Raw genomic sequence first — 25,099 nt, 5'->3', positions numbered from 1 at the left:
ATGGACGCACCCTCCTACCGCAAGCTGCTGACCGATGGGTTATGGAGCAACAATGTCATCTTCACCCAGTTGCTGGCACTGTGTCCGCTGATGGCGGTCACCACCACGGCCACCAACGGCCTCGGCATGGGGCTGGTGACGATGGTGGTACTGATCGCCTCGAATGTGCTGGTCTCGATGATCCGCAACTGGGTACCGAACTCGATCCGCATCCCGATCTTCACCTTGCTGATTGCCGCCCTCGTCACGCTGGTGGATCAGGCGATGAACGCCTGGCTGCATGACTTGCATCGGGTCCTGGGCCTGTTTATCGCCCTGATTGTCGTCAACTGCGCCATTCTGGGCCGCGCCGAGGCGTTTGCCATCAAAAACCGCCCCCTGGCCTCGGCAGCCGATGGCCTTGGCATCGGATTGGGATTCACACTGGCGCTGGTCATCGTCGGTGGCTGTCGCGAAGTCATCGGTAGCGGCACCCTGTTTGCCGGTGCCTCGCTACTGCTCGGCCCGCACTTCAAATTCATGGAGCTGACCTTGCTTCCCGGCTACCGCGGCTTCTTGCTGATGATGCTGCCACCGGGGGGCTTCATCATGCTCGGCCTGATTCTGTCAGCCATCCGTCTGGGCAGCACTCTGCGCGTCAAGGCCGCGCAACCCAGCCGCAGCGAAGGGCAACCGGGAGGGTGTCACGTATGAAGATCAGTGTTGCTCATGCCCGCGGTGCGCGCGGCAGTTGGTACCACCTGAACCTGCCGGAGCCGGTGACAGCGCTGCAGGCGCTGCAAGCCTCGCCGTTGCTGGCGCAATACCCCGATCTGGATCCGGCGCAGCACAAGCTCGGCATCTTTGGCAAACCCTGCAAACCGGACACCCCGTTGCAAGAAGGTGACCGCGTCGAAATCTACCTGCCGTTGCAACGTGAGGTCAGTGACGACGAGGACGACGACGAGTAATCCCCACCGGACGGCCTGGCCGTCCGGTCATTCTCAGCCCGGCGGGATGCCGGGAGGTGGCGACACCACGCCTTTCATCAAGGAGTCAACATGCAACCACTGTTTACCCGGGGCCGTTGCGGCCTCCTGCTACTGCTCACCCTGTTGCCCGGTCTGGCCCTGGCTGCCGATGGCAGTGGCATGCCGAGCCTTGCCGGCATCCGTCTTGAGTTCATTCTGTTTGCCCTGACGCTGCTCGGTGTCGCCCTGTTTCACCACTACACCATGTGGGTCTCGCTGGGCGGCCTGACGGCGGTCCTGCTGAGCAAGTACCTGTTCCTCGACGACTTCTCACTGCTGCATCACCTGCTGGGCGATGCCAGCCAGGAGGGCGAATGGCGAGTCCTGCTGAACCTGGTCGGCCTGCTGTTCGGGTTTGCAATTCTGGCCAAACACTTCGAGGAGTCCGAGTTACCCCAGATTTTGCCACGCTACCTGCCAGATGACTGGCGCGGCGGTTTCGTCTTGCTGGTGATGATCTTTGTCATCAGCTCATTCCTCGACAACATTGCCGCGGCGATGATCGGCGGGGCCATCGCCTATATCGTGTTCAACAAGCAGGTACATATCGGCTATCTGGCCGCCATCGTCGCCGCCAGCAATGCCGGTGGTTCCGGCTCGGTGGTCGGTGATACCACCACCACCTTGATGTGGATCGACGGTGTCAATCCGCTGCATGTCTTGCACGCCTATGTCGCCGCGCTGATTGCGCTCGTGCTGTTTGGCGTCGTCGCTGCCCGACAGCAGGATCGGTTCCAGCGCATCGTCAAGGATGCCCCGGCCGGTGTCAGGGTAAAAGGTGGCAAGCTGGCCGTGGTCGGACTGATCCTGCTGCTGGCCATCGTCACCAACTACCTGTTCGACTTCCCGGCACTGGGAGTCTGGGGCGCCATACTGCTGGGTGCCCTGTGGATCAAGACGCCCTGGGGTGAGCTCAAGAGTGCCGTCGGTGGTACGATTTTCCTGATGGGGCTGGTCACCTGCGCCTCGCTGATGCCGGTCGATGAACTGCCACCGGCCAGTTGGGTCACCACCTTTTTCCTCGGTTTCATCTCGGCAGTATTCGACAATATTCCGCTGACCAAACTCTGTCTGGAACAGGGTGGCTATGACTGGGGAATGCTGGCCTATGCCGTCGGCTTTGGTGGTTCCATGCTCTGGTTCGGCTCCTCCGCCGGTGTAGCCCTCTCCAACATGTATCCGCAGGCCCGCTCGGCGCTACAGTGGCTGCGACACGGCTGGCATGTTGCCGCCGCGTATGTGATTGGCTTCTTCGTTATGCTGGCCGTGGTTGGCTGGCAGCCCCATGCGCCACATAAAGAGGTGGTACAAACGCCCGCCCGCCAGATGATGACCGCCGAGGTCGCCGCCCCATAACCCGGCAACCTGCGGCGTCACCGCGTTTCCCTGTGGTTTTTGGAGAATATGATCGTGATATTCTCCTTTTTTATTTCTGACATACGGAGATTATTATCCGCTTTACAAAGCTAATAGTGATGAAAATATATTCACAAAATAAAAAGCACACATAATCAATAGCATGCAACAAAGCACTTATTTAAATAATAATATTCAAATAGTCTTTAAAAATAAAAATCGAATTTTCTTCCGCTGCACACTGACTATTTAATATTAATTCATCATCCCGCTCAAAATAATAGACCGCAGCGCAGAGGCCGGCGTGTCCGCCCGGCCGGCCTGCGCGCATCACAACACGCAGCAGATGCCACATTGCGGCCGTCATTGTCGGATTCCGCACACGCCATCCGGCAGCGAATAAATTAAAAATCCTTATATTTCAATCCCATAAAAACAAGCCCGCCACGGCACTATCCATGCAACGCTTCTGGCAAAGGCCGGGACAGCCGTCACGGTATTCCATCAGGGACAGCCCGTTTGCGGGACTAAGGAGCAACACAATGGCAAAGGTAGGCATCTTTTTTGGTAGCGACACCGGCAAGACCCGTAAAGTCGCCAAGCAGATCCACGAGGCGCTCGGGAGTGATGCCGTGGCCGCCCCGGTCAACATCAACAAGGCGAGCATTGACGACCTGCTGGCCTGTGACGCCCTGATCCTCGGCACCCCGACCCTGGGCACCGGCCAATTGCCGGGACTGGACGCCGACTGTCAGGCTGAAAGCTGGGGCGAGTTTGTTCCGGAGCTGGAGAGCGCCGATCTGAGCGGCAAGACCGTCGCCCTGTTCGGCCTGGGTGATCAGCAGAGCTATCCGGATGACTTCGTCAGTGCGATGGGCGAGCTGTACGATCTGGTCAGCGCCGCCGGCGCCGAAGTGGTCGGCTTCTGCTCCAGCGCCGGTTACGAGTTCAACGACTCCGCCGCCCTGGATGGCGACGATTTTGTCGGTCTGGCACTCGATCAGGACAATCAGGCCGATCAGACCGCCGAACGCATCAAGAGCTGGGTAGCCAGCATCAAACCGGCACTGGGGCTGTAAGCACGGTCACGCCAGCTCGCTGCTGGCACGATTAAGGGCGCCCGAAGGCGCCCTTTTGCTGTGTCCGTTGACCGTAGCGTGCACAGGTTCCCGACCACGCCACAGCGGGCGAGCGAACCTCGCGCCCTGACGGCCAGGACCTGCGCTGGGCTGCGCACTCCATCCCGGCAACCAGGGCCCTAAGCCGGCATTTAATGACAGGGATCCGAGGTTTGGGGATCTGTCACCGTGACGGCGGCATCCTGGGCCCGCCGCTGCAGCCGCTTGAGCCACAACCGTTGTTGCTGCTGACGCGCCTGCTGCAGCTGACGCTCAATGATCAAGGGCAACGCCTCCTCCATCGGCATCGGTGCCGCCTCCTGGATATCCAGGCACTGCAGCAGGTGCAAGCCCATCGGACTCTCCACCACCTCGCTGAGCTCACCCAGGCGCAATGCAAACAGCACGCTATCGAGTTCGGGATAGAGCTGGCCGGCGACCACATAGCCGATGCGCCCGCGCTCCATCGCGGTCGGGCACTCGGAATGGCGCAGCGCCAACTCACCGAAGCGATGTGGGTGTTCCAGCAGTTCACTGCGTAGCTGCACCATGCGGCGCAAGACCAGCGCCGGCAGGCTATCGGCTTGTTGTTCGTCGGTGGTGATCAGGATATGGCGCACTTCACGCCGCTCCGGACGCAAGAAGCGCCGCGGATGATCCAGATAATAGCGTCGCGCCTCGGCGTCACTCAGCGGCGCAATATCCGCCACCACCTGCTCGAGCACCGCCGCCACGCTGAGCTCATGCAACAACGCCTGCTGCAACTCGGCATCGCTGAGCCCGGCCTGCTGCAACGCCTGGTGCAATGCCTCCTCGGAGCCGTAGCGCGCCAACACCTCGGCGCGGGCGGCATAGATGGCTTGCGGGGTGATCTGGATCTGCGCCGCCAGCGGGTGAGCCAGCACCTGGTGCTCCAGCATCAGCTTGCGCGCCAGCTGCCGCTCCAGCTCCGGCAATTGCTCGGCCGCCAACGCCCAGCACGGCTGGCCGAAGTGGGCCAGCGCCAGTTGTAATCGTGAATAGGCCTGCCAGCTCATGCCTGTACCTCCACACCATGGCTCCGCTCTTGCGCCAGCGGCCAGCGCAATACCTCGAGCGGCACCTGCAGCAGACGATCGCCAAACAGCACTTCGTAACGAATGGGCACCAGGTCACGACGTACCGACATCACCTGGCCGATATCGCCACCACGCACCACCAGCTCACCGCGCACACTCAAACCATGCACCGCCGCCACCCAGTCGCCAAATTCGTAGACACTGTCAATCCAGGGCGCATCGGCCGCAACCAGCTCCTGCTCGCGACAGCCGACGGTATAGCCCAATTCGATGAAATAGACCTGATAGATGATCTGATCCTGCAAGAAGACCCCGACATCGCGTACATAACCGATGCTCCCCTTGCGTAGCAGCAGATCGCCGCGCTGCTTGCCGGGAAAGCTGCCATCGTCATGAATGGCACGGATCACCCGCACCTCGGCCCCGTAATCAAACTGCGCTTTCATGGTCGCACCTCACGCAGTGCACTCAAGGGCACAAACTGGGGCTCCAGGCGCTGATACACGCGCAGACTCGACTGCTCGCGCACCGGTATGCCGGCAAACGCCTGATAGGCCTCGGCGAGCAGACGAGCGGCCAGGGCATGCCGACCGGGTAACTCCTCCGGCGCAGCGGCGCCGCATAGCGCCTGATGAAAGCGATGCATGATATGCAGGCGGCTGATCCGCACCTGTGCCGGATCATAGGCGACACCAAAGTAGTCGAGGAACGCTTCGGCGCTCTCCAGCTCCTCGATCCCCTCGAGAGATTCCAACCATTCCATAGCGTACTCCTTGCTGGTTAGGCTGCCGTCATGGCACGGCAGTGCTGATAGAGTTGATGCAATTCGGTCTCCTCCGGATTGCGTTTGTAACGTTCGGCAAACTGACGCAGCGCCGCTAACAAGCGGTCGATTTCGTCATGCTTGAGTTGATACCCCAGATGGGCATACACCGCCTGGACGCCATGGCGTCCGGAGTGTTTGCCCAGCACCAGCGAATGCTCACGTCCCAGACAGGCCGGATCCACCCCCTGATAATTCAGCCGATCCTTGAGCAGGCCATCGACATGCAGGCCGGACTCGTGGGTGAAGACCAGCTCGCCGACCAGCGACTTCTGGGTCGGAATCAGGCGTCCGGCCGCCTGCGCCACCTGACGGCACAAGCCCGGCAAGGCCCGGGTGTGAATGCCGGTCCCGGCGCCATAACACTGGGTCAACGCCAGCACCACCTCCTCCAGCGGCGCGTTGCCGGCTCGCTCACCGAGCCCCATGACGGTGGTGTTGGCATGGGTGGCACCGGCACGAAACGCCGCCAGGGTATTGGCTGTCGCCAGACCGAGATCATCATGCGCATGGATCTCCAGCTCGCCGTGCCAGTGCTGTCGCAACCGCAGCAGGCGCTCGTAGGTCGAAAAGGGATCCAGGATGCCGACCGTATCGGCGTAGCGCAGGCGCTGCGCGCCGGCGGCGGCCGCCAGATGTGCCACTGCGGCCAACTCCTCCTCCGAGGCCCGCGAGGCATCCTCACAGCCGACACACACCTTGAGCCCCAGGCTGACGGCGTACTGCACCATGCCGGCTAATCGCTCATCGGCCGCAACACGGCTGAGGCCGAGTTTGCGGGCCAGCATCTGGCTCGACGCCGGCATCGAGATATCGACCCAATCGACCTTGAGCCGCGCCGCCTGTTCGATCTCCGATGGCTGAGCGCGGCACCAGACCATCAGCTGGCTATGGCGTACGGCACGCCGCACCGCGGCGATACGCTGACACTCCTCCTCGCCCATCGCCGGGATCCCCACTTCCAGCTCAGGCACGCCGGCCGCCTCCAGCGCACAGGCGATCGCGACCTTTTCGTCGCGGGTAAAGGCCACGCCGGCGGACTGCTCGCCATCGCGCAGCGTGGTGTCATTGATGATCAGGGTCGCGGCCATGATGGAGACTCCTCAGCGACGGGAATACAGCAGTACAGCAAGGAGCATTCCAATATAAAAGTGTTAATTTTCATGAGGTTAATCACGAAGAAATCCAGCGTGTCGCATTCTGTGACCCACATTGTCAACTAACCGACAATGCCGCCGCCGCGCTCGTTATCGCCAGGCGCGAGGATAAAAAAGCCGCCCGGCATGGGCGGCAGAAGGGAGACCAGAGTGGGTGGTTATTATCGGAGGTTTAACCGTAGGCCGGAGCAAACTCACCGTGTTGTGCCAACGCCGGCTTGTTCTGTTGCCAGTAGGGCGACAGCGCCCGCAAGCGCTCGATGATCAACGGCAAGTGAGTCAGCACCTGTTCGATTTCTCGTTCGCGGGTATAGCGTGACAGTGAGAAGCGGACACTGCCGTGGGCTGCCGTATAAGGAATGCCCATGGCGCGCATCACGTGAGAGGGCTCCAGCGAGCCGGAGGTGCAGGCGCTGCCGCTGGAGGCGGCGATACCCAGCTGGTTGAGCATCAGCAGGATCGCCTCGCCTTCAACGTAATCGAAGGCAATGTTCAGCGTGTTCGGGGTGCGATGATCCGGATCGCCGGTGACACGCGCGCAGGGGATCTTCGCCAGCAAGCCGGCTTGCAACTGATCTCTAAGCGCCTGAATCGGGCCGGTCAGCATCGGCATGTGCAACTCTGCCAGCTCACACGCCATGCCGAGGCCGACGATGCCGGCGGCATTTTCCGTCCCGGCGCGCCGGCCGCGCTCCTGGTGGCCGCCGCGCAGCAACGGACGGAAGCGGGTGCCACGACGCACATACAGCGCCCCCACCCCTTTGGGCCCGTGCAGCTTGTGGCCGGAGAACGACAGGAAATCAATTGCCGATTGCGCCAGGTTGATGGGCTGCTTACCCACCGCCTGCACGCCATCGGTATGAAACAGGATGCCGCGTGCCTTGGCCATTTGCGCCATCTGCTCCACCGGGAACAGGGTTCCGGTTTCGTTGTTGGCCCACATCACCGATACCAGTGCCACATCGTCGCTCAGCAGGGTTTCATAGGCGGCCAGATCGAGACGGCCACAGCCATCGACGCCGAGGCGATGAATGGTGTAGCCCTGACGCTCCAGGTGTTCGCACACCTCGAGCACTGCCGGATGTTCGACGGCGCTGGTGATCAGGGTGCGCCGATCCGGCAGCGCCTCCACCGCGGACAGCAGCACTGTGCTGTTCGCCTCGGTCGCACAGGAGGTGAAGACGATCTCGGTGGCGTGCTCCGCCCCGAGCAGGGTGGCCACCTGGTTGCGCGCCTGCTCAATCGCCTTGCGTACCGGGTCGCCAAACCCATGAATCGATGACGGGTTGCCGTAGTGTTCAGTCAGGAACGGCATCATGGCATCCAGAACCACCGGGTCGAGCCGGGTGGTGGCATTGTTGTCCAGATAAATGGCTTTCATCGTGACTCTCCCTGTCAGACCAAGGCTTCGGTGACGCTGACGACGCGGATATAGCGACCGAGCGCTTCCATCAGTTTTTGCTGGATCCAGGCCAGCGTCATATCGGTCATCATGCAGCCCATGCAATTGCCGGAGAGCGCCACCTCGACCCTGTCTTCACTGACCGCAATCAGCGTGACATCCCCGCCATCGGCCTGCAGGTGGGGACGCATCTCGGCCAGCACCGCCGAGACCTGCTGCCACAAGGGACCGCCCTGCTCAGCCGCCGGCTTGACCGCCGCGGTGACGCTGGCCGCCGGCATTGCCACCGATCCGGACTTGGCGTAGGCCTTCTGTTGCGTCTCACTGCAGGCACTGCTGGCCAGCACCTTGTCCAGCACCTGTTCAATCTTCTCGTGGCAGGTGCTGCAGCCGCCGCCAGCCTTGGTATAGTGAATGACCTCGGTCAGCGTCTTCAGCCCGTTCTCGCGCACCGCTTTGACGATCTTCGCCTCATCGACAGCGAAGCATTTGCAGATCAGCGCTCCTTCCTCGTGGTCATCACACCACTCGACGCCCCGGTACTGGGCGATCGCCGCCTCCAACGCCTCCTTGCCCATCACCGAACAGTGCATCTTCTCCGGCGGCAAACCGTCGAGGTAATCGGCGATGTCCTGATTACTGATCCCTTCTGCCTCTTCCAACGTCTTGCCGATGATCATCTCGGTCAGCGCCGAGGAGGAGGCAATGGCACTGCCGCAACCGAAGGTCTGAAAACCGGCATCGAGGATCATCTCGTTATCCGGATCCACCTTGAGCATCAGCCGCAACGCATCACCACAGCTGATGGAGCCGACATCACCCACCGCATTGGCATCCTCGAGGATGCGGGCATTGCGTGGATTGAAGAAGTGATCTTTGACCTTTTCCGAGTAATTCCACATGGTTCACACCTCCCGCGGATGGTTATTTTGGGTTATCCGGCCATGGACACCGGTTCAGCCGGGCTGCAACTGCCGCGTTCACACTGGCAGCCCGCTGGTTGCAGACGAATGTTCAGGCCGGTCTCGCCGTTACGCTCGGCCAGCGCTATCTCGCAACCCTGTAGCGTGGGCCAGTGGCGGCGATCGGCGATCAGTGTCACCCCCTCCTGCGACCAGCACAGATCGTTGCTGTCACGCGCCTGGCACCAGGAGAGCGCCACTTGCCAGCCTTGACAGGCATCCCCTGAGGGAACCAGGCGCAAACCGGCTACCGTCTCCGGCAGCTCGGCGGCCAGGTTGCGCAGGGCCGACAGGGCGGCAGAATCGATCTGGATCATGGGGCTCTCCTCGTGACATCCGATGACGACAGCAAGATGAAGAGCAAATGGCGAGCCAACCAATAAAACGTTTAAACTCATGTACTTAGCATTTAAAGATGCGTTTTATGGGCCACAATGGCGGCCGGTATTGTCGGCTTTGTCACACTTTCGACAGCCAGGTGCAATCCGGATGGCAAATGGGATCCGGCTCCGCCTTCCTCGGTGCCGGCTTTCGCATTTTTCCTGCCCAGACATATGCTTAAGGCATACCTGTTACTTTTGACTCGCCAAGTGAGCGCACCATGAGCAGTAAATCCACTACCCGGGGTACAGATGCCTGGGTTGAACGCATCAGCGTCCGCGAAATGCCCGCCTTGTGTTCGACGGTACGCATGCTGGAACAGATGGCCAATGACGACACCGCCTCGCTGGCCAATCTGGGACAATCCGTGCTGCACGATCACGGCCTGACAACCCGCATTCTGCGCGTCGCCAACAGCGTGACCTACCGGCGCAGCGGTACCCAGATCACCACCATGAGTCGGGCTGCCGTGTTGCTGGGCTTCAATGCGCTTAAACACATCTGCATCACCGCCACCCTGGTCGACAGCCTGTTGCGGAATCGAGAAATCAGCAGCGGTGTCTATGAGCGCCTGCTGCGACTGATGGCACAATCGTTCCATGCCGGCATGGTGTCGCGCATGCTGCTCGATGCATACAGCGAGGAGACGCAGGAGGAAGCCTTCATTGCCACCTTGTTGCGTCATCTGGGGGAAAGCGCCTTCTGGAGTTCAGGCGGGCCTATGGCCGAAGAGCTGGATGAACGCCTGCGTCAGCTCGACTCACCGCAACAGGAGGACGAGATAGTCCGCGAAGCCCTCGGCACGACATTCAGCAAGCTGACGATAGGGCTGGCCCAGTCCTGGAACATGGGCAAGTTGTTAATCAGTTCACTGCAGGATCCTCAGCGTCGAACCCCGGAGTTGCAAGCGATCGGCCAGGCCGACAACTTCAGCGCCCTGATGCTGGATCCGCGTACCACGCCAGCGCAACTGCAACAGGGCATCGCCACGCTGGCCAAGACCATGGAGCTGGATGTGGCAGAAGTGCGTCAACGCCTCAAGCGTTGCAACTACGAGGCGGTACGCATGGTGTCCAGCTATGGCGCCAAGATGCTGACACCGTTTCTCGACAAGGGCGCCAATGCGCTGTTGCAACCGGAGGCGGAAATCCCGGTGGAGGCCGTGGAGAGCAACGAGGCCCTGCAGTTGCGTATGTTGCGCGAACTGACCTTCATGACAATGGAGAAAGCCGACATCAACCTGATGATTCACACGGCGCTGGAAGGGATATCCCGAGGCGTCGGCATGGATCGGGTATTGGTGCTAATGCTAAGCCGGGACAAGAAAAAATTGACCCCGCGCTTCATCGCCGGACGCGACGGCGAACTGCTACGCCAACGCTTCACGCTGGATGTCAGTGAACGCAACAACCTGTTCAGCCAGTTGCTGCTCAACCAGGAGCCGGTGTGGGTCACCTCGCTCAATGAGCCACGCTGGAGTCCGCTTGTCAGCCCCGAAATGCGCGCCGCAGTCAGCCACAAGGGGTTTTTACTGGCACCGATCGTCATCGATCAGCAGGCTATCGGCGTCTTTTATGCCGACCGCGCCGATTCAGGCAAGGTGCTGTCGCGCGATGACTTTTTTAGTTTTACCCACTTCGTGCAACAGACCAACCTCTGTCTGTCTGCCGTGGTCAAAAACAAGGAGGGCTCTGCAGCGAGCAATTGAGCCGGCGATTGTGTGTCTGGCCGCACACTCTGGCATAACGGCCGTAGCCAGCAAGATCACCTCGGCTAGGATAGTTACGCCCCGGATCCACCCACCAGGGAATAACAATAAATCCAGACCAGGAGTGTCAGATGTACTGTATGCAATGTGGCCAGCCCCTTCAGGATGAGGCGCAACAGTGCCCTCATTGTCACACCCCCATCCCCGGCCGAGAGCCCATCACCGAGGAGCAAGAACTCGCGGCGTTGCTGGGGCCGAATAACCAGCAGTGGTACCTGCAGCGGTTTGCCCGCTTTGCACAAGGAGGCTCCAGTCTCGGCTGGCACTGGCCATCGCTGTTTGTCACCTTCTTCTGGCTGCTGTATCGCAAGATGTGGCTGGCCGCCTTGGTCTACTTTTTCGCCCCGTCGCTGCTGGCTTTCCTGATTGGCTTTATCACCGGCCTGATCGCACCTGACTCGCCGGCGGTGACGACGGGTGGCGCGCTGATTCTCTGGTTGCTGGTGCTGTTATTACCACCCATGCTCGCCACCCGACTCTATTATCAGCACTGCCAACGCAAGTTGGCGCAGCTCAGGTTGCAAGAGCCCGATGCCAGACGTCGACTGGGACTGTTGCAAGCCCGTGGCGGTACCAGTAGCCTGGTTCTGGTGGTGTTGCCGATTCTGTTGCTGTTCCTGATCGGTATTCTGGCGGCCATCGCCATCCCGGCGTATCAGGACTACACGGTTCGCGCCAGGCTCAATGGCGCCATGCTCGAGACGCAACGCCTGACCCTGCAATTGGATGACTATTACCGGCAGCACCAGCAGTTGCCATCCACGCTGGATGAAATCGGCTTCCAGCTGGCCCCGCACTCGACGATTGGCTACATCGACTACGACGCCCAACAGGGCCAACTGGTGATCAAGCCGAGCGTGAACCAGTTGCCCAACGCCAGTTTACGTCTGCAGGCACACAGCGACGACCAGGGTGCTCTGCGCTGGCATTGCCAGGCGGATCAGATCCCGCAACGGCAACGCCCGGCACAATGTCCGTAACGAACAGCGCGGGGAGCAGCGTGTCTGCTCCCCCAGTTACCCATCTGGCTCACAACGTCGCACATCCAACATCGGAAAATCGGCGTCAAGCGGCTAACCTGTCAGACATCAGCCTTATTAACCCTCTGTTTTCGCTGACAGGAGCCTATTGATGCCCGACCTCTCGTCGCCCCCCCTCGCCGCCATGACCTTGCTGTTTCGTATCGAGCCGGGATGTCTGGGACCGGATGGCCGCCAGCATATCGAGACTTTCTGCAAATTGGCCGAGCAGGTCTATCTGCGACACCCGCTGAATGGCGTGCAGTTTGAATTTGTGCCCCGATATGACAAGCAACTACCTGAGCGTGAATTTTTACTCGGTGAACGGACGCTCAATCGCGATCAAGCCATCCGCTTGCTCGAACACTATGGACTCGAACTGGCGCGGATCGAGACCCAGCTGGATGACACCCTGTCGCGCCTGATAAGCCACTACACTGACGCTGGCATGCCCGAATAGCCGGGCCGCCGCACACAAGGAGAAGGTACCATGATGACACTGCTTCGTGCTGGCTGGATGGTGATCTGGCTTTGTATGGTTGGCGCCAGCGTTGCTCAAGCCACCACCAAAGGCGATCCCCTGTTTATCAATATGACGACTCAGGATGCGCACCGGGCCCTGATGGCCATCTCGTTTGGCAAAAATCAGCTCGACCGGGGCCATCCGCTGACACTGTTCCTCAATGATGGGGGCGTGCTGGTCGCCAACACGGCCAACGCCGACAAATATCCGGAACAGCAAAAACTGCTCAGCGCGACGCTGGCCGCCGGTGGCAAGGTGCTGATCTGCGCCATGTGCATGCAAAAATATGGTGTCAAGGCCGCGCAGGTTCTCCCCGGTATCCAGGTCAGTAATCCGGATCTCACCGGGGCCGCCCTGTTTGCACCAGACACCCGCACCCTCTCCTGGTAACCGAAAAAAAGCCCGGCCGACTGGCCGGGCAAATGAGGTTTCCCTCGGTTGGTGGTGTGGAAATTCCGGGAGTGAGCCATCAGCAATAGCTGTGGCAGTTCTTGGGGCATACCCGCGAACAGGCGCCACAACCGATACAATCATCGGCATCGGAGACCGTCATGACCATGGCGACATCGTCCTGATCCTCATCATCAAAGTCATCGCCCATGACGTCACTTTTCTCTTTAAGATCAAATACATCGCGGGAACAGACCTTGTAGCAGCGGCCGCAGCCAATGCAGGTCTCGTAATTGACAGCCGTAACAAACTTCGGCTGCCAGGGTCTGCCGCCCCGGGTCAGACCGGATATGGTCATGCTCATGGTAGATGCTCTCCTTAGATTGGGTGGTACGGGTTATTCATCATCCCAGCTCGAATTAGCCAGTTCCGCGAGGCGATCATCCTGCTGCTCGCGCCGTTGCTGACGCCGCCCACTGTCGGCATTGGCCGGCCACTGTTGCTGCAACTGGCGGATCAACTGACTGATAGGTGTGCCGCTGTCGACGCGAATGGCGCGAACACCGGCCGCCAGCAATTGGCGAAACACCGATTCCCCGACGGCGACACAAAACACGGCGAAACAACCGGCAATCACCTCCATGCGCGTCTCCAATTTGCTCACGCTGTGCCCATGCTCGACGCGAAACTCGGTGACCTGCAGCAGCTCGGCCCGATCCGGCGCCACCCCATACACCATCAATGCCTCACAGGAGCCGAAATGTTGATCGACCCGCTTGTGATCTCCGCTGGCAAAGGCCACCCGCAGGGATGCCGAGAGTCCATCAGCCAATTGCAATTGACGCTCAATGTGTTCAGACACACGTCACCTCCGGCGCCATGTCAGCAAAGTGCTGTTTGTATGGCGAGTGATAGGCTGGCAGGCCGTGGTAATCCGCCTGCATCAGGTTACCGAGTTCGAACAAGGTATCGCGCATGCCGGCATAGCCCTGGCGCACGCGGCGAAACTCGCCGAAGCGGTCGTAGATAGGAAAGCCAATGCGTAACAACGGACAGGACAATTCGGCCGCCAGATCGGCGCCATGGGCATTGACCAGGAGCAAATCTGTGCCGCCCGCCCGCGCTATCCCATCCTGCAGATCCTGCAGATCACCAATCTGTACCGACTCGACGGGTAAACCGGCGAGTGAGGGTTGATTGACCGGTGAGACGATACTGACCGGTTTTAAGCCAACACTGTGACCAAAGGCCAGCCAGGCCACCAGCAGATCGGCTTCGGCGCCGATGGCAAACCGCCGGCCATTGACCCAGCTGTGGGTATCGATCATGGCGTCCTGCAGCTGGCCACGACTGCGCTCAATCCAGCCGGGGACCGGCCGCTCGCTCAATTGCTGCAACGTCAGGATGAATCTATCCATCTCGGCAAGCGTCATCAGGTGCGGAAAGTGATGACAGGCCACAGCACTGCGCGCCTGCAGCAATTGACCAGCACGCTGCATCGACGCCCCTATGCTCAGGGTGGCAACGCTCTGCCCCAGCTGTCGCAGTGACTGCAGATCGCTGCCCCCCTGCGAAACCGGCAGATAATCACCACGCGCCAGATGACCATCCATCGACGCGGAGAGATCCGGAACCAGCACCGGCTGCAAACCGAACGCCTCGACATAATCCCGGATCAACTCGATGTCACCCGGTGTCAGCATGTGACTGAGCAGCAGGTTGACGCGTTTCTTGCGGATCGCGCGCACCGACTGTTCGGGCACTAACTGTTCAATCAGGCTCTCCACCAGGCTGGCATAACCATTCTCGAGCGAACCATAAAAATCAGGGGTATTGACGTGCACTATCTCGACGCGCTCATAACGCGGCCAGGCCTGACGGAAACTCTTGATGGCGCGGGTCAGCACGGCGCCTTGCGCCTCGGCGAGCCCGGAACTCATCAAGGTGATCAGACGCGGATTGTTACGTTCACACAGGGTGGCCAGCGCCTGCACAATATTCTCATCCGACCCCATGATGGTGGCGATGGGATCCATCGCCGTGGATTGCAACGGAATCGGCTCATGAAAGTGCTGGATAAAAAATATCTTGGCAAAGGCACTGCAGCCCTGAGCACCATGAATCAGCGGAATGCAGCGCTCCAGCCCCAAGCTGCCGAGGATCGCCCCCAGTGGCTGGCCGCTCTTGATTGGCCGTGTGGCCATCGGTTTACTGTTCTTGATCACCAGCGCCATCTCAACCCCCTGTCATCTGTGTTGCACCCTGCCATGGCGCCTTGCTGCGCGACTGGGCCCAGATCGGGCTCTCCAGGGTCAGACAAATTTGGCGTGCCAGCTCAACCATGCCGTCATAACCGGCGAAGGCATGTTCACGCTCCTGATTGACATCGAGAAAGGGCAACCGGGCCTTGTAGGCGGTAAACATGTTGCGGCCACCGGCGATCATCATGTCGGCCTTCTGCTGATAGACGGTATCCAGCAGCTGGCGCGGGTTGCCCTCGTCCAGCAGGATGGCATCTTCCCCCATCAGTTCGCGGATCCGCGCCTTGTCTTCCTCGGTCGACTTGCGTGTGCCGCTGGCGACCACCACCATGCCCAGATCCTGCAGGGCGGACACCACAGACCAGGATTTGACGCCACCGGTATACAGCAGCACACGCTTGCCCTGCAGGCGGGGGCGGAACTCGGCCAACAAGCGATCGACCCGCGCCTCCTCCCTGGCGATCAGCGCTTCGGTGCGGGCCAGCAGATCGCTATCCCCCAGCATGGTCGCAATGCAGCGCAAGGCGTCAGACATGTCACGGACCCCGTAAAAGCTGCCCTCGAACCAGGGGGTGCCGTAACGCTCCTCCAGCTTGCGCGCCACATTGATCTGCGCCCGGGAGCAAACCAGCATGTTCAGCTCGCTGCGATGCATGGTCTGAACCTCGGCAAAACGGGCATCACCGGAGAGGGTGCACAATACGCGGACACCGAGCTCATCCAGCAGTGGCAGCACGTGCCAGAACTCGCCGGCGATGTTGTATTCACCAATCAAGGCAATGCTATGCCCACGATCCGCGGGAATGGCGGCATCCTCAGGCCAGGGGGCCGGCTCGCGCTGGCCAACGACTTTATCGACCATCACGTCACCGGCAATCCGATTGCCCAGATTCTTGCTGCCGTAGAAACCGGCGGCATCGACACCGATCACCGGCAGCCCGAGACGCTCCGAGGTCAAACGACAGATGGCGTCGATGTCGTCGCCTTCCATCGCCGGCACGCAGGTGTTGTAAACAAACACGGCGGCCGGGTGATAACGCTCAACGAGCTGGCGGATGCCGTGAAACAGGCGACGTTCACCCTTGCCCATGATGACGTCCTGTTCGCTCAAGTCGGTGGTAAAGCCCAGGCGGAAGAGTTGCGGACCAGAACTACGGCTGCCACGGTTGTCCCACGAGCTACCGGCACAGCCGATGGGGCCATGAACCACATGCGCCACATCGGCAATCGGCAACAGGGTGATCTGTGCCCCATCAAAGGCACAGCCGCCTGCCGTTGCGCCAGGCTTGGGTGCGCTGCAACCGGACTTACTCTTGTTGTTATGCTGACAGGCCGGTTCATCCATCAAGGCAGCAATTTCATTTCCCTTCATAACGCCTCCTGCGACTGCACTGGCGCCATTGCGCCTGATGAATGAACTGCAAAGGACAAACCAACTCTAATTACATGATTTTTATGGTTTATTTATTGTAGTATTTCCGACATGCGACACAGTTCCACACGCTTGTCGGCTCCACCACACACGGCTGTCGTTACGGACAAGGTGGTGAACAGGTCGGGAAGGCATCGGGGCGGATCGCCCCCCAGCCAGAGCCGCCCCGAGCCTTATCACGGGTTACACACTGCATGTGACTGATCGCGGACCGATCCGGGCTGGGAACGGATCGACACCTTACTCTTCGGTCTCCAGATCGAAACGGCTGGCCAGGTCATCCTTGCGCCCGAGCGCCTTGGCCAGCCAGGGCGGCAATTGCCCGGCCAGCAGGTGCTGCAACTCGGCGACCTGAACGGCGATCACCGGATCGCGCTTGATCTTCACCGGATGAATACCGTGGCGGATCACCCGGGCGGCAGCCGGCCCGCCAATGGCCTCACAAAACAGCAGCTGACAATCGCCCAGCAGTTCGGCGCGCGCCTCATTGCTCTCGCTACCGGCGGTATCGGCATCCCGGGCACTGAAACGACGAATATCGATCAAGCGATGCTCGGTGGCCGTCAGCTGATAGACAAAAAACAGCGGGCAGGAGCCAAAGTGACCATTGATTCTCAGACCATCCGTCGAGGCAAAGGCAGCCCGCAAGGCCCCCTGAGCGGAACCAGCCACCGGCTTGGGCTCGAGGTGTGCCGGCAGTTCACCCTGCAAGGTTGCCAGCATGGCGGTCCATTGGGTTGTCGACAGCGAGGCCATCTCTGGCCGTGCCGCCGCATGCAGTTGTGGAAGCGTCAAGGCTTCCAGTGCCGCACTGTTCAGCGGCCCGGAGAGCAACGAACAGACCCAGTCAAACAACTGTCCCTGCTCGATAGCGGGTAGCTGCTGGGCCAGTGCCAGCAAGCGCCAGTAAACCTGACTCTCAAGAAGCGTACTCATGGGGGGCTCCTTCTAGTTAGTCGTCACCGTCAGCGCGGGTGACGCGCAACGTGGTCGGCAACGCGGGCATCTGATTCAGCGGTTGCAGATAAAAAGCCTGACCATCGGCCAGCTCAAATCGTCCGCCCCAGCATTCGGCACTTTCGAATTCCATAGCGGTGATCTTGGCTTCCAGATCGCGTTTGGCGATATAGCAGTAGAGGCCATCGGCCTGCTGACGAAACATGACATTCGGCATGGGTCTCTCCTTGACGCAGACAAAAAAGCGGGTGGAGACAGACTCCACCCGCAGGGACCTTAGCGAATCAGGTCGAAGTTGTAGTCGGTCTTGCCGAGCACCATGGTCTCTTCATCCAGGCGCTCCAGCACGGCGTTCACCAGGGTGGTGACAATGTACATGGCGCCCTCATAACCCCAGGTGGTCATGCGATGCAGATGGTGACGGTCGAAGATCGGGAAGCCGAGGCGAATCAACGGCACTTCAAACGCTTTCCCCTTGGCCAGGGTGTCGCGCTGGATGTACTTGCCATAGCTGTTACCGATCAGGAAGTCCGGCTTGTTGGTGAACATCAGCGAGCGCAGATGCCACAGGTCACAACCGACATAAATTTCGCTCTGTTGGCCATACGGTGAGGCTTCGAGCACCTTCTTCAGTGCCTTTTCCCACTTTTTGGAACCGTTGTGACACAGAATCACGGTCGGTTCGGCACCCAGCTCGAGCAGGAACTTGGTCAGTCCCATGACGAAATCCGGATCCCCGTACAGGGCAAACTTCTTGCCATGCAACCAGGTGTGGGAGTCAGTGATCATGTCCACCAGGCGGCCACGTTCCAGCGCCAGAGACTCCGGGATCGCCTTGCCGGTCAGCGCACTGATCTTCATCAGCAGCTCATCGGTCGCTGCCAGGCCGATCGGCACATCCACAGCAGTGGCCGGCTGGCCCCAGGTGTCGGTGACCACTTTCTTGGTCTTCACCAGTTGCCAGGGTTGCAGCAGCAGGGTGTCGATGGCGTTCGGCGCATCTTTCATCTCGGCCTGGGTGGTACCGCCGGAATACATGCGGTATTCACCATCGGCCGGAGTATCCAGCACTTCTGACGGATCGGAGAGCAGGCTAAATGGCACGCCCATCTCGGTCATCATGCGCTTGAGAACACGGTAGTTACCCAGATAGGTATCAAAACCGGTGACCAGGTTCAGCTTGCCATTGCTGCCGACGCTAGCGGCCGCCGGGGCCAGTGAGCGGCAGAAACCTTCGAACATGTTGTCCCAGCCGGTGACATGGCTGCCGACAAAGCTCGGAGTATGGGCATAAGGCAACGGCAACTCGTTGGGAACGAAACCGTCCTTCTTGGCGTTGTTGGTGAAGGCCTGCAGGTCGTCACCGATAACTTCCGCCATACAGGTGGTGGAGATACCAATCATCTCCGGCTTGTAGAGCGCAAAGGCATTCTGCAAGCCATCATTCATGTTGCCGTGACCACCAAATACCGCCGCATCTTCGGTCATGGAGTCGGAGACGCAGGCGACCGGCTCCTTGAAGTGACGGTTGAAGTAGGTACGGAAGTACGCCACACAGCCCTGAGAGCCGTGCACATAGGGCAACGTCTTCTCAAACCCCAGGGAGCACAGTACCGCGCCCAGCGGTTGGCAGGCCTTGGCCGGGTTGATAGTCAGGGCTTCACGCTTGAAGTTCAGCTCCTGATACTCGGCCGTGGTGGTCCATTCAAAGGTCTCGAGGACCTTGGCATCACTGTGTGCCTCTTCAAAACCCTGCTTCTTGGTTTCCCACAGGCTTTGATACTCATCCTGTTCGAACAGGGGATAACAGGCTTTGATGTTCTCTACATTCTGACTCATATCCATCTCCTCCCGCGCCACTCATCTGTGAACTGACGGGTTAAAGGATTGCGTTCCCTGCCGATCAGGCAGACTTCTTCCAGGGCGGGGTCAGTTGTGACCAGCACGGGTTGTTCAGCGTCATGTCCATGTCACGGGCGAAGATCGCAAAGCCATCGTAGCCATGGTACGGACCTGAGTAGTCCCAGGAGTGCATCTGACGGAACGGAATACCCATCTTCTGGAAGATGTACTTTTCCTTGACCCCCGAACCGACCAGATCCGGCTTCACCGCCTTGACGAACTCTTCGAACTCATACCCGGTGACGTCATCGAACAGCAGCGCCGTGTTGCTCAGCTCCGGCAGGGTCCGGTCGTAGTCATCGTTGTGCGCAAACTCATAACCGGCACCGACGATTTCCATGCCCAGATCTTCATAGGCACCGATGACGTGGCGTGGACGCAGGCCGCCGACGTACAACATGACCCGCTTGCCTTGCAGACGGGGCTTGTACTTGGCGATGATGGCTGCGGTCTGCGCCTCGTACTTGGCGATCACCGCTTCGGCATTCTTCTGAATCGTCTCGTCGAACTGGGCTGCAATCTTGCGCAGTGACTCGGCAATCTTGGTCGGGCCAAAGAAGTTGTACTCCATCCACGGGATCCCGTACTTTTCTTCCATGTGACGGGAGATGTAGTTCATCGAGCGGTAGCAGTGCACCAGATTCAATTTGACCTTGGTGGTGTTCTCCATCTCTGGCAGCGTACCGTCACCTGACCACTGAGCGACCACACGCAGACCGATCTCTTCGAGCAGGATGCGCGAGGACCAGGCGTCACCGCCGATGTTGTAGTCACCGATGATGGCAACGTCATACGGCGTCCCCTCGAAGGCAACGTCATCGCGGTTCGGCAGGATCCAGTCACGGATCACGTCGTTGGCAATGTGGTGACCCAATGACTGGGATACGCCACGGAAGCCTTCACAGCGCACCGGCACCACCGCCTTGCCGGTCTGGGCACTGGCTTTCTTGGACACGGCTTCAATGTCGTCGCCGATGAGGCCGATCGGGCACTCGGACTGGACTGTGATGCCCTTGGAGAGCGGGAACAGCGTCTCCATCTCGTCGATGATCTGCAGCAGCTTCTTGTCGCCGCCAAAGACGATGTCCTTCTCCTGGAAATCGGAGGTGAAGTTTATGCTGCCGAAGCTGTCGACCCCGGTCAGGCCGGTATAGTAGTTACGACGGCCACCGCTGGAGTACATGCCACACCCTACCGGACCATGGGACAGGTGAATCATGTCCTTGATCGGCCCGAACACTACCCCCTTGGAGCCGGCGTAGGCGCAACCACGAATGGTCATGACGCCAGGCAACGACTTACGGTTGGAGGTGATGCACTTGCTGGCTTTTTCCAGTGAAGGATCGTTGACGGTCAGGTGCTTGGCCCGGTCCTTGCGCGCCTTCTCCGGGTAGACCTCGAGGACCTCCTGGATCAACGCTTCATTCTGTTCACGCGTTCTATCAGTCATGCTGTATCTCCTTCTGGCGAAGGATGCCCGGGCCGACGCAGCGCCGGCCCCGACATCACTCAGGCCATGGCCTCTTCGGCGGCGGTCTTACCAACGATGCTCTCGTCTTCCTCGTCCATGATGCCGAATTCCATCAACAGCGTTTCCAGCTCATCCATGGTGACCGGGGTCGGAACCACCAGCAGCTTGTTGTCGACCACCTTGCGGGCCAAAGAGCGGTATTCGTCGGCTTGTTGCGCCTTCGGGTCATACTCGATGACGGTCATACGGCGGATTTCGGCACGTTGCACTATGTTGTCGCGCGGCACGAAGTGGATCATCTGAGTGCCCAGCTTGTCGGCCAGCGCGATGATGAGTTCATCTTCACGGTCGGTCTTGCGGGAGTTACAGATCAGGCCGCCCAGACGCACGCTACCGGACTTGGCATATTTCACGATGCCCTTGGAGATGTTGTTGGCTGCATACATCGCCATCATCTCGCCGGAACAGACGATGTAGATTTCCTGGGCTTTGTTTTCGCGAATTGGCATCGCAAAACCGCCACACACTACGTCACCGAGTACGTCGTAGAACACGAAGTCCAAATCGGCATCGTAGGCACCCTCTTCTTCGAGGAAGTTGATGGCAGTGATAACACCACGGCCGGCACAGCCGACTCCTGGCTCAGGACCACCGGATTCGGCACAACGCACGCCACCGTAGCCAATTTGCAGCACATCTTCGAGTTCCAGATCCTCAACGGAGCCCTTCTCGGCCGCCATCTCCATGATGGTGTTCTGAGCCTTGGCGTGCAGGATCAGACGGGTAGAGTCGGCCTTGGGGTCACAACCGACGATCATCACCTTCTTGCCCATTTCGGCCAGTGCGGCCACCAGGTTTTGTGTAGTGGTAGACTTACCGATACCACCCTTGCCGTAAATTGCACATTGACGAAGCGCCATGTCGATATCTCCTTGTTGACAGTTGACGTCTACAAGAGTGCACAGCGCATACCAAAGCGTGAAAATAACTTAACTAATTGTTTTTTATTAAATATTCAACTGAAGCACCGAAAAGCTCCCGCGATGAAGAGAACAAAGTCCGTGCTTTTTGTGCGTTTGTTCACACATGAAATGCACATTTTTGTCAGTTTTTGCGTGCGTGCCAAACGTTAGGCCGCAGACGGAATGCATGGCGCCTGCAGCGCTCGCCCTGTGCGCTGGAAGCAAAAGGCAGCATACATCCTGTTCAGCAACACGCCAGGCTCCTCCCTGAATGCTCGCTGACGACTCCGGTCCGCCGCCACGGAGTCATGACAGCCGGCCTTAGCAGAGCTGCATTGCGAGCCAGGGCACTGCCGCAGAACATGAAAGTTGTGAATACGTTCAAGCCAGAATTGGGACTCATATGGCTTGAAAGCCTGTCAGCACCGGCGTATAAGAAGCGGACATTTAGCTGTGGAGATAAATACCATGACACCCAAATACTGGCTTTTCCTGGCATTGGCCGCCTCTGCCGCTCAGGCCGACGCGCTACGCTGTGGCAATGCACTGATTGCCACCGGCGATTCGCAGAGCGAGCTGGTGGCCAAATGCGGTAGCCCGCTCGATCGCGAGGACAAGCTGGAGACCCGCACAGACAATGACGGCAACCAGCAAACCGTCAAGATTGGCGAGATCCTGACCATTGATATGGGTAAAGGCCAGTTCATGCAGCGCGTCACCGTAGTCAACGGCTTGATCACTGCGATCGAGAATGGCGCCCGCCACGACTGATAACCAACGTATGCTGACGCCAGGGCTGCGTGGCGAGCCAGGCTAACAAAGAGGGGGCCCATGGCCCCCTCTTTGCTATCTCATCTCAAGGCTTGCTCATCGTCACAGCAGCCCTTCGCTCTTCATCGCGGCTTGTACCGCCGGACGCGCCAGAATACGCTCGCGGAAAGCCAGCAGGTGCGGGAAAGGCGACAGATCGAACCCGACCACAGACGCCCAGTTGCTGACGACAAACAGGTAAGCGTCTGCAATCGAGAAGCTGTCATCCGCCAGGTAGGGACTATAGGCCAAGACGCCATCTACATGCGCAAAACGGGCGGCCAGGCGTTCACTGACCACCGCCTTGTATTCCGCCGGCGTGTCCTTGGCAAACAAAGGTGAAAAATTCTTGTGCAATTCGCTGCCGATAAAATTCAACCAGGCCAGCAACCGGTAACGCGATACTTCACCGGCCGGTGGCACCAGATGCGCTGACGGCACCAGATCAGCCAGATAAAACAGGATCGCCGACCCCTCGGTCAGGATCTCACCATCATTGAGTTCCAGCGCCGGAACATAACCCAACGGGTTAATCGTCCGAAAATCGCGACCATCAGCGATGGTTTTATCGCGCAGGTTTACCCGCTCCAACGTGAACGGCAGCCCCAGCTCACACAGCACAATGTGCGAAGCCAATGAGCAGGCACCAGGGGCAAAATAGAGTTTCATGGGGTCTCCTCGCAGAATACAGAAAAAAGCTACAGCCTCTGCTGAGGATTAACCGAGCGCCTCAGGAATGGCAACCTTTTTTTGCCGCAGGCGCCAACTGGTCGAGAATCGGGCAATCCGACTGCTGGTCTCCAGGGCAAGAGGAGACGGCCTGGGTCAGGATGGTCCGCATGCGTTGTAATTCGCTAATCTTGCGATCCAGCTCAGCCAGATGGCGCGTCGCCAGCGCATGTACCTCGGAAGCATGCCGTGATTCATTGCGCCACAGGCGCATCAAGTCGGCAATCTGCGGCAGACCGAACCCCAGCTCGCGCGCCTGACGGATAAACACCAGTTCATCAATCACGGGTTGATCGTAGTAGCGGTAACCACTCTGGCTGCGCTCAGGAGGGGAGATCAGACCCAGAGACTCATAGTGGCGAATCATCTTGGGTGTCAAACCACTGGCCGCGGCGACATCACCAATCAACCAGTGTGCTGATTTCTGGCTCATGCTCCCCCTCCCCGTTGGCTCAAGCGCTCTCCAGCACCTTGCGCAGGCGCTGCAAGCCCTCCACCATCAGTTCAGGCTCAGTATGGCTAAAGTTCAGCCGTAGATAGCCCAGCGGCGGTTGCTCCTCGGCAAAGAACGCCTCACCTGGCATAAATGCGACACCCGCCTCGAGTGCCGGTTGCAGCAAGGGGCGCGTGTCACGAACCTGTTTAAGTTTCAACCAGAAAAACAGGCCACCTGACGGCACTTGCCACTCGGCAATATCCGCAAACTCGCTCTCCAGGGCAGCGGCAAAGGCGTCACGACGCTCGCGATAGAAGCCTTGTAGCCTGGCCAGGCGTTGTGGTTTTTCAGCCGAGCGCAAATAATCCAGCGCCAGCCACTGACCAGGCCGGTTGGTGTGCAAGTCTGCCGCCTGCTTCAGACGGACTAGCGGTGCTATCAGGCTCGGGTGGGCAATCAAGTAACCGACCCGTAAGCCCGGCATTAAAATCTTCGAGAAGCTGCCCTGATAGATCCAGGGAGCTCGTTGCAACAGCGAGCAAATTGGCGGCTTTTCTACATTGTCGTAATCCAGCTCGCAATAGGGTTCATCCTCGAGCAACGGCAAACCGTACTTGTCGAGCATGGCCGCCGTCTCATGACGCGCAGCCTGGTCATAACAGGTGCCGGACGGATTTTGGAAACTCGGAATCAGGTAGGCAAAACGGGGCTTGTGGTCACGGACCTGGCTCTCGAAGGTGGCCATATCCAGACCGTTAGCCTTCAAAGGCACCCCCTGGCAATCGGCCTGGAACAGTCGAAAACACTGTAACGCCGCCAGGTAGGTCGGCGATTCCACCAGCACGCTGCTGTGCGGGTCAATAAACAGTTTTGACACCAGATCCAGCCCCTGCTGGGAGCCGGATAACACCAGTACCTGGTTCGCTTCGCAACGGATGCCCTTGGCGCGCGCATCGGCGGCAATGGCCTCACGCAGTTCGGGTTCCCCTTCACTCATGCCGTACTGTTTGACATAGGTAGGCAACACCGACCAATCCGGCTCCGGAAAGCTCCCTGCTGCCGGTAACCCCCCAGCAAAGGAGATCACACCCGGCTGTTGCGCCGCGGCGAGGATCTCGCGAATGATGGATGAGGTTAGGTGCTGGATCCGCTCGGCAAACATGCTGACCTCC

At 59.5% G+C, this 25,099-nt stretch carries 29 protein-coding genes; 9 read left to right on the top strand and 20 right to left on the bottom strand.

What is annotated here, in order from left to right; genetic code table 11:
• The 3 genes from ACFOSS_RS02535 (at position 1) to ACFOSS_RS02525 (ending at position 2,366) form a co-directional block, all read left to right on the top strand.
• Positions 1–693 carry an electron transport complex subunit E gene (locus tag ACFOSS_RS02535; RefSeq protein WP_377150449.1) on the top strand — a complete coding sequence of 231 codons (693 nt, stop codon included), beginning with the start codon at positions 1–3 and terminating at the stop codon, positions 691–693.
• On the top strand, positions 690–950 hold the full coding sequence (locus tag ACFOSS_RS02530) for an RnfH family protein (RefSeq protein WP_377150448.1): 261 nt from the start codon (positions 690–692) through the stop codon (positions 948–950). The genes ACFOSS_RS02535 and ACFOSS_RS02530 overlap by 4 nt, the downstream gene beginning before the upstream one ends.
• A gap of 90 nt (positions 951–1,040) precedes the next feature.
• The gene (locus tag ACFOSS_RS02525) at positions 1,041–2,366 is read left to right on the top strand and encodes a citrate transporter (protein ID WP_377150447.1); all 1,326 of its coding nucleotides are present in this window, start codon (positions 1,041–1,043) and stop codon (positions 2,364–2,366) included.
• Between the two features lie 181 nt (positions 2,367–2,547).
• On the opposite strand, the gene ACFOSS_RS02520 is transcribed toward ACFOSS_RS02525, so the two are convergent.
• Positions 2,548–2,721 carry a hypothetical protein gene (locus ACFOSS_RS02520; protein ID WP_377150446.1) on the bottom strand — a complete coding sequence of 58 codons (174 nt, stop codon included), beginning with the start codon at positions 2,719–2,721 and terminating at the stop codon, positions 2,548–2,550.
• Between the two features lie 187 nt (positions 2,722–2,908).
• Between ACFOSS_RS02520 and ACFOSS_RS02515 the strand changes: the two genes are divergently transcribed.
• Positions 2,909–3,445, top strand: coding sequence for a flavodoxin (locus ACFOSS_RS02515; RefSeq protein ID WP_377150445.1), 537 nt, complete (start codon positions 2,909–2,911; stop codon positions 3,443–3,445).
• Positions 3,446–3,636: 191 nt separating this feature from the next.
• On the opposite strand, the gene nifM is transcribed toward ACFOSS_RS02515, so the two are convergent.
• From nifM to ACFOSS_RS02480, 7 genes are all read right to left on the bottom strand, one after another.
• Positions 3,637–4,521, bottom strand: a complete 885-nt coding sequence (gene nifM, locus ACFOSS_RS02510) for a nitrogen fixation protein NifM (RefSeq protein ID WP_377150444.1) — start codon at positions 4,519–4,521, stop codon at positions 3,637–3,639.
• Entirely contained in the window at positions 4,518–4,988 is a 471-nt protein-coding gene (locus ACFOSS_RS02505) for a nitrogen fixation protein NifZ (protein ID WP_377150443.1), read from the bottom strand. The genes nifM and ACFOSS_RS02505 overlap by 4 nt, the downstream gene beginning before the upstream one ends.
• A complete protein-coding gene (locus tag ACFOSS_RS02500; protein WP_377150442.1) occupies positions 4,985–5,305 on the bottom strand; it encodes a nitrogenase-stabilizing/protective protein NifW in 321 nt (106 codons plus the stop codon). Before ACFOSS_RS02500 ends, ACFOSS_RS02505 begins: the two co-directional genes overlap by 4 nt.
• A gap of 17 nt (positions 5,306–5,322) precedes the next feature.
• Positions 5,323–6,456, bottom strand: coding sequence for a homocitrate synthase (nifV, locus tag ACFOSS_RS02495; RefSeq protein WP_377150441.1), 1,134 nt, complete (start codon positions 6,454–6,456; stop codon positions 5,323–5,325).
• Between the two features lie 238 nt (positions 6,457–6,694).
• Positions 6,695–7,903 carry a cysteine desulfurase NifS gene (gene nifS / locus ACFOSS_RS02490; protein WP_377150440.1) on the bottom strand — a complete coding sequence of 403 codons (1,209 nt, stop codon included), beginning with the start codon at positions 7,901–7,903 and terminating at the stop codon, positions 6,695–6,697.
• Between the two features lie 14 nt (positions 7,904–7,917).
• Positions 7,918–8,826: a Fe-S cluster assembly protein NifU gene (gene nifU, locus ACFOSS_RS02485; RefSeq protein WP_377150439.1), complete on the bottom strand. Its 909-nt coding sequence runs from the start codon at positions 8,824–8,826 to the stop codon at positions 7,918–7,920.
• Between the two features lie 32 nt (positions 8,827–8,858).
• Positions 8,859–9,203: a hypothetical protein gene (locus tag ACFOSS_RS02480; RefSeq protein ID WP_377150438.1), complete on the bottom strand. Its 345-nt coding sequence runs from the start codon at positions 9,201–9,203 to the stop codon at positions 8,859–8,861.
• Between the two features lie 284 nt (positions 9,204–9,487).
• On the opposite strand from ACFOSS_RS02480, the gene ACFOSS_RS02475 reads away from it, so the two are divergent.
• The 4 genes from ACFOSS_RS02475 to ACFOSS_RS02460 all read left to right on the top strand — a co-directional run bounded on the left by ACFOSS_RS02475 (position 9,488) and on the right by ACFOSS_RS02460 (position 12,967).
• Positions 9,488–10,975 (top strand): HDOD domain-containing protein, encoded by a 1,488-nt coding sequence (locus ACFOSS_RS02475; protein WP_377150437.1) that lies wholly within the window; start codon positions 9,488–9,490, stop codon positions 10,973–10,975.
• Positions 10,976–11,106: 131 nt separating this feature from the next.
• Entirely contained in the window at positions 11,107–12,015 is a 909-nt protein-coding gene (locus tag ACFOSS_RS02470) for a DUF2628 domain-containing protein (RefSeq protein WP_377150436.1), read from the top strand.
• A 151-nt stretch (positions 12,016–12,166) separates the two neighbouring features.
• A complete protein-coding gene (locus tag ACFOSS_RS02465; protein ID WP_377150435.1) occupies positions 12,167–12,514 on the top strand; it encodes a hypothetical protein in 348 nt (115 codons plus the stop codon).
• A gap of 30 nt (positions 12,515–12,544) precedes the next feature.
• Entirely contained in the window at positions 12,545–12,967 is a 423-nt protein-coding gene (locus ACFOSS_RS02460; RefSeq protein WP_377150434.1) for a DsrE family protein, read from the top strand.
• Positions 12,968–13,046: 79 nt separating this feature from the next.
• Here the strand turns inward: ACFOSS_RS02460 and fdxB are convergent, their stop codons facing one another.
• From fdxB to nifH, 9 genes are all read right to left on the bottom strand, one after another.
• Positions 13,047–13,331, bottom strand: coding sequence for a ferredoxin III, nif-specific (gene fdxB, locus ACFOSS_RS02455; RefSeq protein ID WP_377150433.1), 285 nt, complete (start codon positions 13,329–13,331; stop codon positions 13,047–13,049).
• Between the two features lie 33 nt (positions 13,332–13,364).
• Positions 13,365–13,829 (bottom strand): NifB/NifX family molybdenum-iron cluster-binding protein, encoded by a 465-nt coding sequence (locus ACFOSS_RS02450; RefSeq protein ID WP_377150432.1) that lies wholly within the window; start codon positions 13,827–13,829, stop codon positions 13,365–13,367.
• Positions 13,822–15,201: a nitrogenase iron-molybdenum cofactor biosynthesis protein NifN gene (gene nifN, locus ACFOSS_RS02445; RefSeq protein ID WP_377150430.1), complete on the bottom strand. Its 1,380-nt coding sequence runs from the start codon at positions 15,199–15,201 to the stop codon at positions 13,822–13,824. The genes ACFOSS_RS02450 and nifN overlap by 8 nt, the downstream gene beginning before the upstream one ends.
• Position 15,202: 1 nt before the next feature.
• The gene (gene nifE, locus ACFOSS_RS02440; RefSeq protein WP_377150429.1) at positions 15,203–16,600 is read right to left on the bottom strand and encodes a nitrogenase iron-molybdenum cofactor biosynthesis protein NifE; all 1,398 of its coding nucleotides are present in this window, start codon (positions 16,598–16,600) and stop codon (positions 15,203–15,205) included.
• A gap of 300 nt (positions 16,601–16,900) precedes the next feature.
• Positions 16,901–17,596, bottom strand: coding sequence for a NifB/NifX family molybdenum-iron cluster-binding protein (locus ACFOSS_RS02435; protein ID WP_377150427.1), 696 nt, complete (start codon positions 17,594–17,596; stop codon positions 16,901–16,903).
• A 16-nt stretch (positions 17,597–17,612) separates the two neighbouring features.
• The gene (nifT, locus tag ACFOSS_RS02430; RefSeq protein ID WP_377150426.1) at positions 17,613–17,834 is read right to left on the bottom strand and encodes a putative nitrogen fixation protein NifT; all 222 of its coding nucleotides are present in this window, start codon (positions 17,832–17,834) and stop codon (positions 17,613–17,615) included.
• 59 nt (positions 17,835–17,893) lie between these two features.
• Positions 17,894–19,456, bottom strand: coding sequence for a nitrogenase molybdenum-iron protein subunit beta (nifK, locus tag ACFOSS_RS02425; protein WP_377150424.1), 1,563 nt, complete (start codon positions 19,454–19,456; stop codon positions 17,894–17,896).
• A gap of 64 nt (positions 19,457–19,520) precedes the next feature.
• A complete protein-coding gene (nifD, locus tag ACFOSS_RS02420; RefSeq protein WP_377150423.1) occupies positions 19,521–20,969 on the bottom strand; it encodes a nitrogenase molybdenum-iron protein alpha chain in 1,449 nt (482 codons plus the stop codon).
• Between the two features lie 59 nt (positions 20,970–21,028).
• Positions 21,029–21,910, bottom strand: coding sequence for a nitrogenase iron protein (gene nifH / locus ACFOSS_RS02415; protein ID WP_377150422.1), 882 nt, complete (start codon positions 21,908–21,910; stop codon positions 21,029–21,031).
• Between the two features lie 510 nt (positions 21,911–22,420).
• Between nifH and ACFOSS_RS02410 the strand changes: the two genes are divergently transcribed.
• Complete coding sequence (locus ACFOSS_RS02410) at positions 22,421–22,723, top strand: DUF2845 domain-containing protein (protein ID WP_377150420.1); 303 nt, start codon at positions 22,421–22,423, stop codon at positions 22,721–22,723.
• A 102-nt stretch (positions 22,724–22,825) separates the two neighbouring features.
• Here the strand turns inward: ACFOSS_RS02410 and gstA are convergent, their stop codons facing one another.
• From gstA to ACFOSS_RS02395, 3 genes are all read right to left on the bottom strand, one after another.
• Positions 22,826–23,431, bottom strand: a complete 606-nt coding sequence (gstA, locus tag ACFOSS_RS02405; RefSeq protein ID WP_377150419.1) for a glutathione transferase GstA — start codon at positions 23,429–23,431, stop codon at positions 22,826–22,828.
• 61 nt (positions 23,432–23,492) lie between these two features.
• The gene (cueR, locus tag ACFOSS_RS02400) at positions 23,493–23,924 is read right to left on the bottom strand and encodes a Cu(I)-responsive transcriptional regulator (protein ID WP_377150418.1); all 432 of its coding nucleotides are present in this window, start codon (positions 23,922–23,924) and stop codon (positions 23,493–23,495) included.
• Between the two features lie 19 nt (positions 23,925–23,943).
• The gene (locus tag ACFOSS_RS02395) at positions 23,944–25,089 is read right to left on the bottom strand and encodes an aminotransferase-like domain-containing protein (protein ID WP_377150417.1); all 1,146 of its coding nucleotides are present in this window, start codon (positions 25,087–25,089) and stop codon (positions 23,944–23,946) included.
• Positions 25,090–25,099: the final 10 nt, after the last annotated feature.

The organism is Pseudaeromonas sharmana, assembly GCF_042649925.1.
Classification (GTDB): domain Bacteria; phylum Pseudomonadota; class Gammaproteobacteria; order Enterobacterales; family Aeromonadaceae; genus Pseudaeromonas; species Pseudaeromonas sharmana.
Note: the sequence above shows the minus strand (reverse complement) of the source record. Positions and strands in the feature narration are given on the sequence as shown.

What these genes read in the sequence shown, in the direction of transcription:
- ACFOSS_RS02535 (WP_377150449.1), top strand. Translation starts at nt 1, where the DNA reads ATGGACGCACCCTCCTACCGCAAGCTGCTGACCGATGGGTTATGGAGC.
- ACFOSS_RS02530 (WP_377150448.1), top strand. Translation starts at nt 690, where the DNA reads ATGAAGATCAGTGTTGCTCATGCCCGCGGTGCGCGCGGCAGTTGGTAC.
- ACFOSS_RS02525 (WP_377150447.1), top strand. Translation starts at nt 1,041, where the DNA reads ATGCAACCACTGTTTACCCGGGGCCGTTGCGGCCTCCTGCTACTGCTC.
- ACFOSS_RS02520 (WP_377150446.1), bottom strand. Translation starts at nt 2,721, where the DNA reads ATGTGGCATCTGCTGCGTGTTGTGATGCGCGCAGGCCGGCCGGGCGGA.
- ACFOSS_RS02515 (WP_377150445.1), top strand. Translation starts at nt 2,909, where the DNA reads ATGGCAAAGGTAGGCATCTTTTTTGGTAGCGACACCGGCAAGACCCGT.
- nifM (WP_377150444.1), bottom strand. Translation starts at nt 4,521, where the DNA reads ATGAGCTGGCAGGCCTATTCACGATTACAACTGGCGCTGGCCCACTTC.
- ACFOSS_RS02505 (WP_377150443.1), bottom strand. Translation starts at nt 4,988, where the DNA reads ATGAAAGCGCAGTTTGATTACGGGGCCGAGGTGCGGGTGATCCGTGCC.
- ACFOSS_RS02500 (WP_377150442.1), bottom strand. Translation starts at nt 5,305, where the DNA reads ATGGAATGGTTGGAATCTCTCGAGGGGATCGAGGAGCTGGAGAGCGCC.
- nifV (WP_377150441.1), bottom strand. Translation starts at nt 6,456, where the DNA reads ATGGCCGCGACCCTGATCATCAATGACACCACGCTGCGCGATGGCGAG.
- nifS (WP_377150440.1), bottom strand. Translation starts at nt 7,903, where the DNA reads ATGAAAGCCATTTATCTGGACAACAATGCCACCACCCGGCTCGACCCG.
- nifU (WP_377150439.1), bottom strand. Translation starts at nt 8,826, where the DNA reads ATGTGGAATTACTCGGAAAAGGTCAAAGATCACTTCTTCAATCCACGC.
- ACFOSS_RS02480 (WP_377150438.1), bottom strand. Translation starts at nt 9,203, where the DNA reads ATGATCCAGATCGATTCTGCCGCCCTGTCGGCCCTGCGCAACCTGGCC.
- ACFOSS_RS02475 (WP_377150437.1), top strand. Translation starts at nt 9,488, where the DNA reads ATGAGCAGTAAATCCACTACCCGGGGTACAGATGCCTGGGTTGAACGC.
- ACFOSS_RS02470 (WP_377150436.1), top strand. Translation starts at nt 11,107, where the DNA reads ATGTACTGTATGCAATGTGGCCAGCCCCTTCAGGATGAGGCGCAACAG.
- ACFOSS_RS02465 (WP_377150435.1), top strand. Translation starts at nt 12,167, where the DNA reads ATGCCCGACCTCTCGTCGCCCCCCCTCGCCGCCATGACCTTGCTGTTT.
- ACFOSS_RS02460 (WP_377150434.1), top strand. Translation starts at nt 12,545, where the DNA reads ATGATGACACTGCTTCGTGCTGGCTGGATGGTGATCTGGCTTTGTATG.
- fdxB (WP_377150433.1), bottom strand. Translation starts at nt 13,331, where the DNA reads ATGAGCATGACCATATCCGGTCTGACCCGGGGCGGCAGACCCTGGCAG.
- nifN (WP_377150430.1), bottom strand. Translation starts at nt 15,201, where the DNA reads ATGGCGCTGGTGATCAAGAACAGTAAACCGATGGCCACACGGCCAATC.
- nifE (WP_377150429.1), bottom strand. Translation starts at nt 16,600, where the DNA reads ATGAAGGGAAATGAAATTGCTGCCTTGATGGATGAACCGGCCTGTCAG.
- ACFOSS_RS02435 (WP_377150427.1), bottom strand. Translation starts at nt 17,596, where the DNA reads ATGAGTACGCTTCTTGAGAGTCAGGTTTACTGGCGCTTGCTGGCACTG.
- nifT (WP_377150426.1), bottom strand. Translation starts at nt 17,834, where the DNA reads ATGCCGAATGTCATGTTTCGTCAGCAGGCCGATGGCCTCTACTGCTAT.
- nifK (WP_377150424.1), bottom strand. Translation starts at nt 19,456, where the DNA reads ATGAGTCAGAATGTAGAGAACATCAAAGCCTGTTATCCCCTGTTCGAA.
- nifD (WP_377150423.1), bottom strand. Translation starts at nt 20,969, where the DNA reads ATGACTGATAGAACGCGTGAACAGAATGAAGCGTTGATCCAGGAGGTC.
- nifH (WP_377150422.1), bottom strand. Translation starts at nt 21,910, where the DNA reads ATGGCGCTTCGTCAATGTGCAATTTACGGCAAGGGTGGTATCGGTAAG.
- ACFOSS_RS02410 (WP_377150420.1), top strand. Translation starts at nt 22,421, where the DNA reads ATGACACCCAAATACTGGCTTTTCCTGGCATTGGCCGCCTCTGCCGCT.
- gstA (WP_377150419.1), bottom strand. Translation starts at nt 23,431, where the DNA reads ATGAAACTCTATTTTGCCCCTGGTGCCTGCTCATTGGCTTCGCACATT.
- cueR (WP_377150418.1), bottom strand. Translation starts at nt 23,924, where the DNA reads ATGAGCCAGAAATCAGCACACTGGTTGATTGGTGATGTCGCCGCGGCC.
- ACFOSS_RS02395 (WP_377150417.1), bottom strand. Translation starts at nt 25,089, where the DNA reads ATGTTTGCCGAGCGGATCCAGCACCTAACCTCATCCATCATTCGCGAG.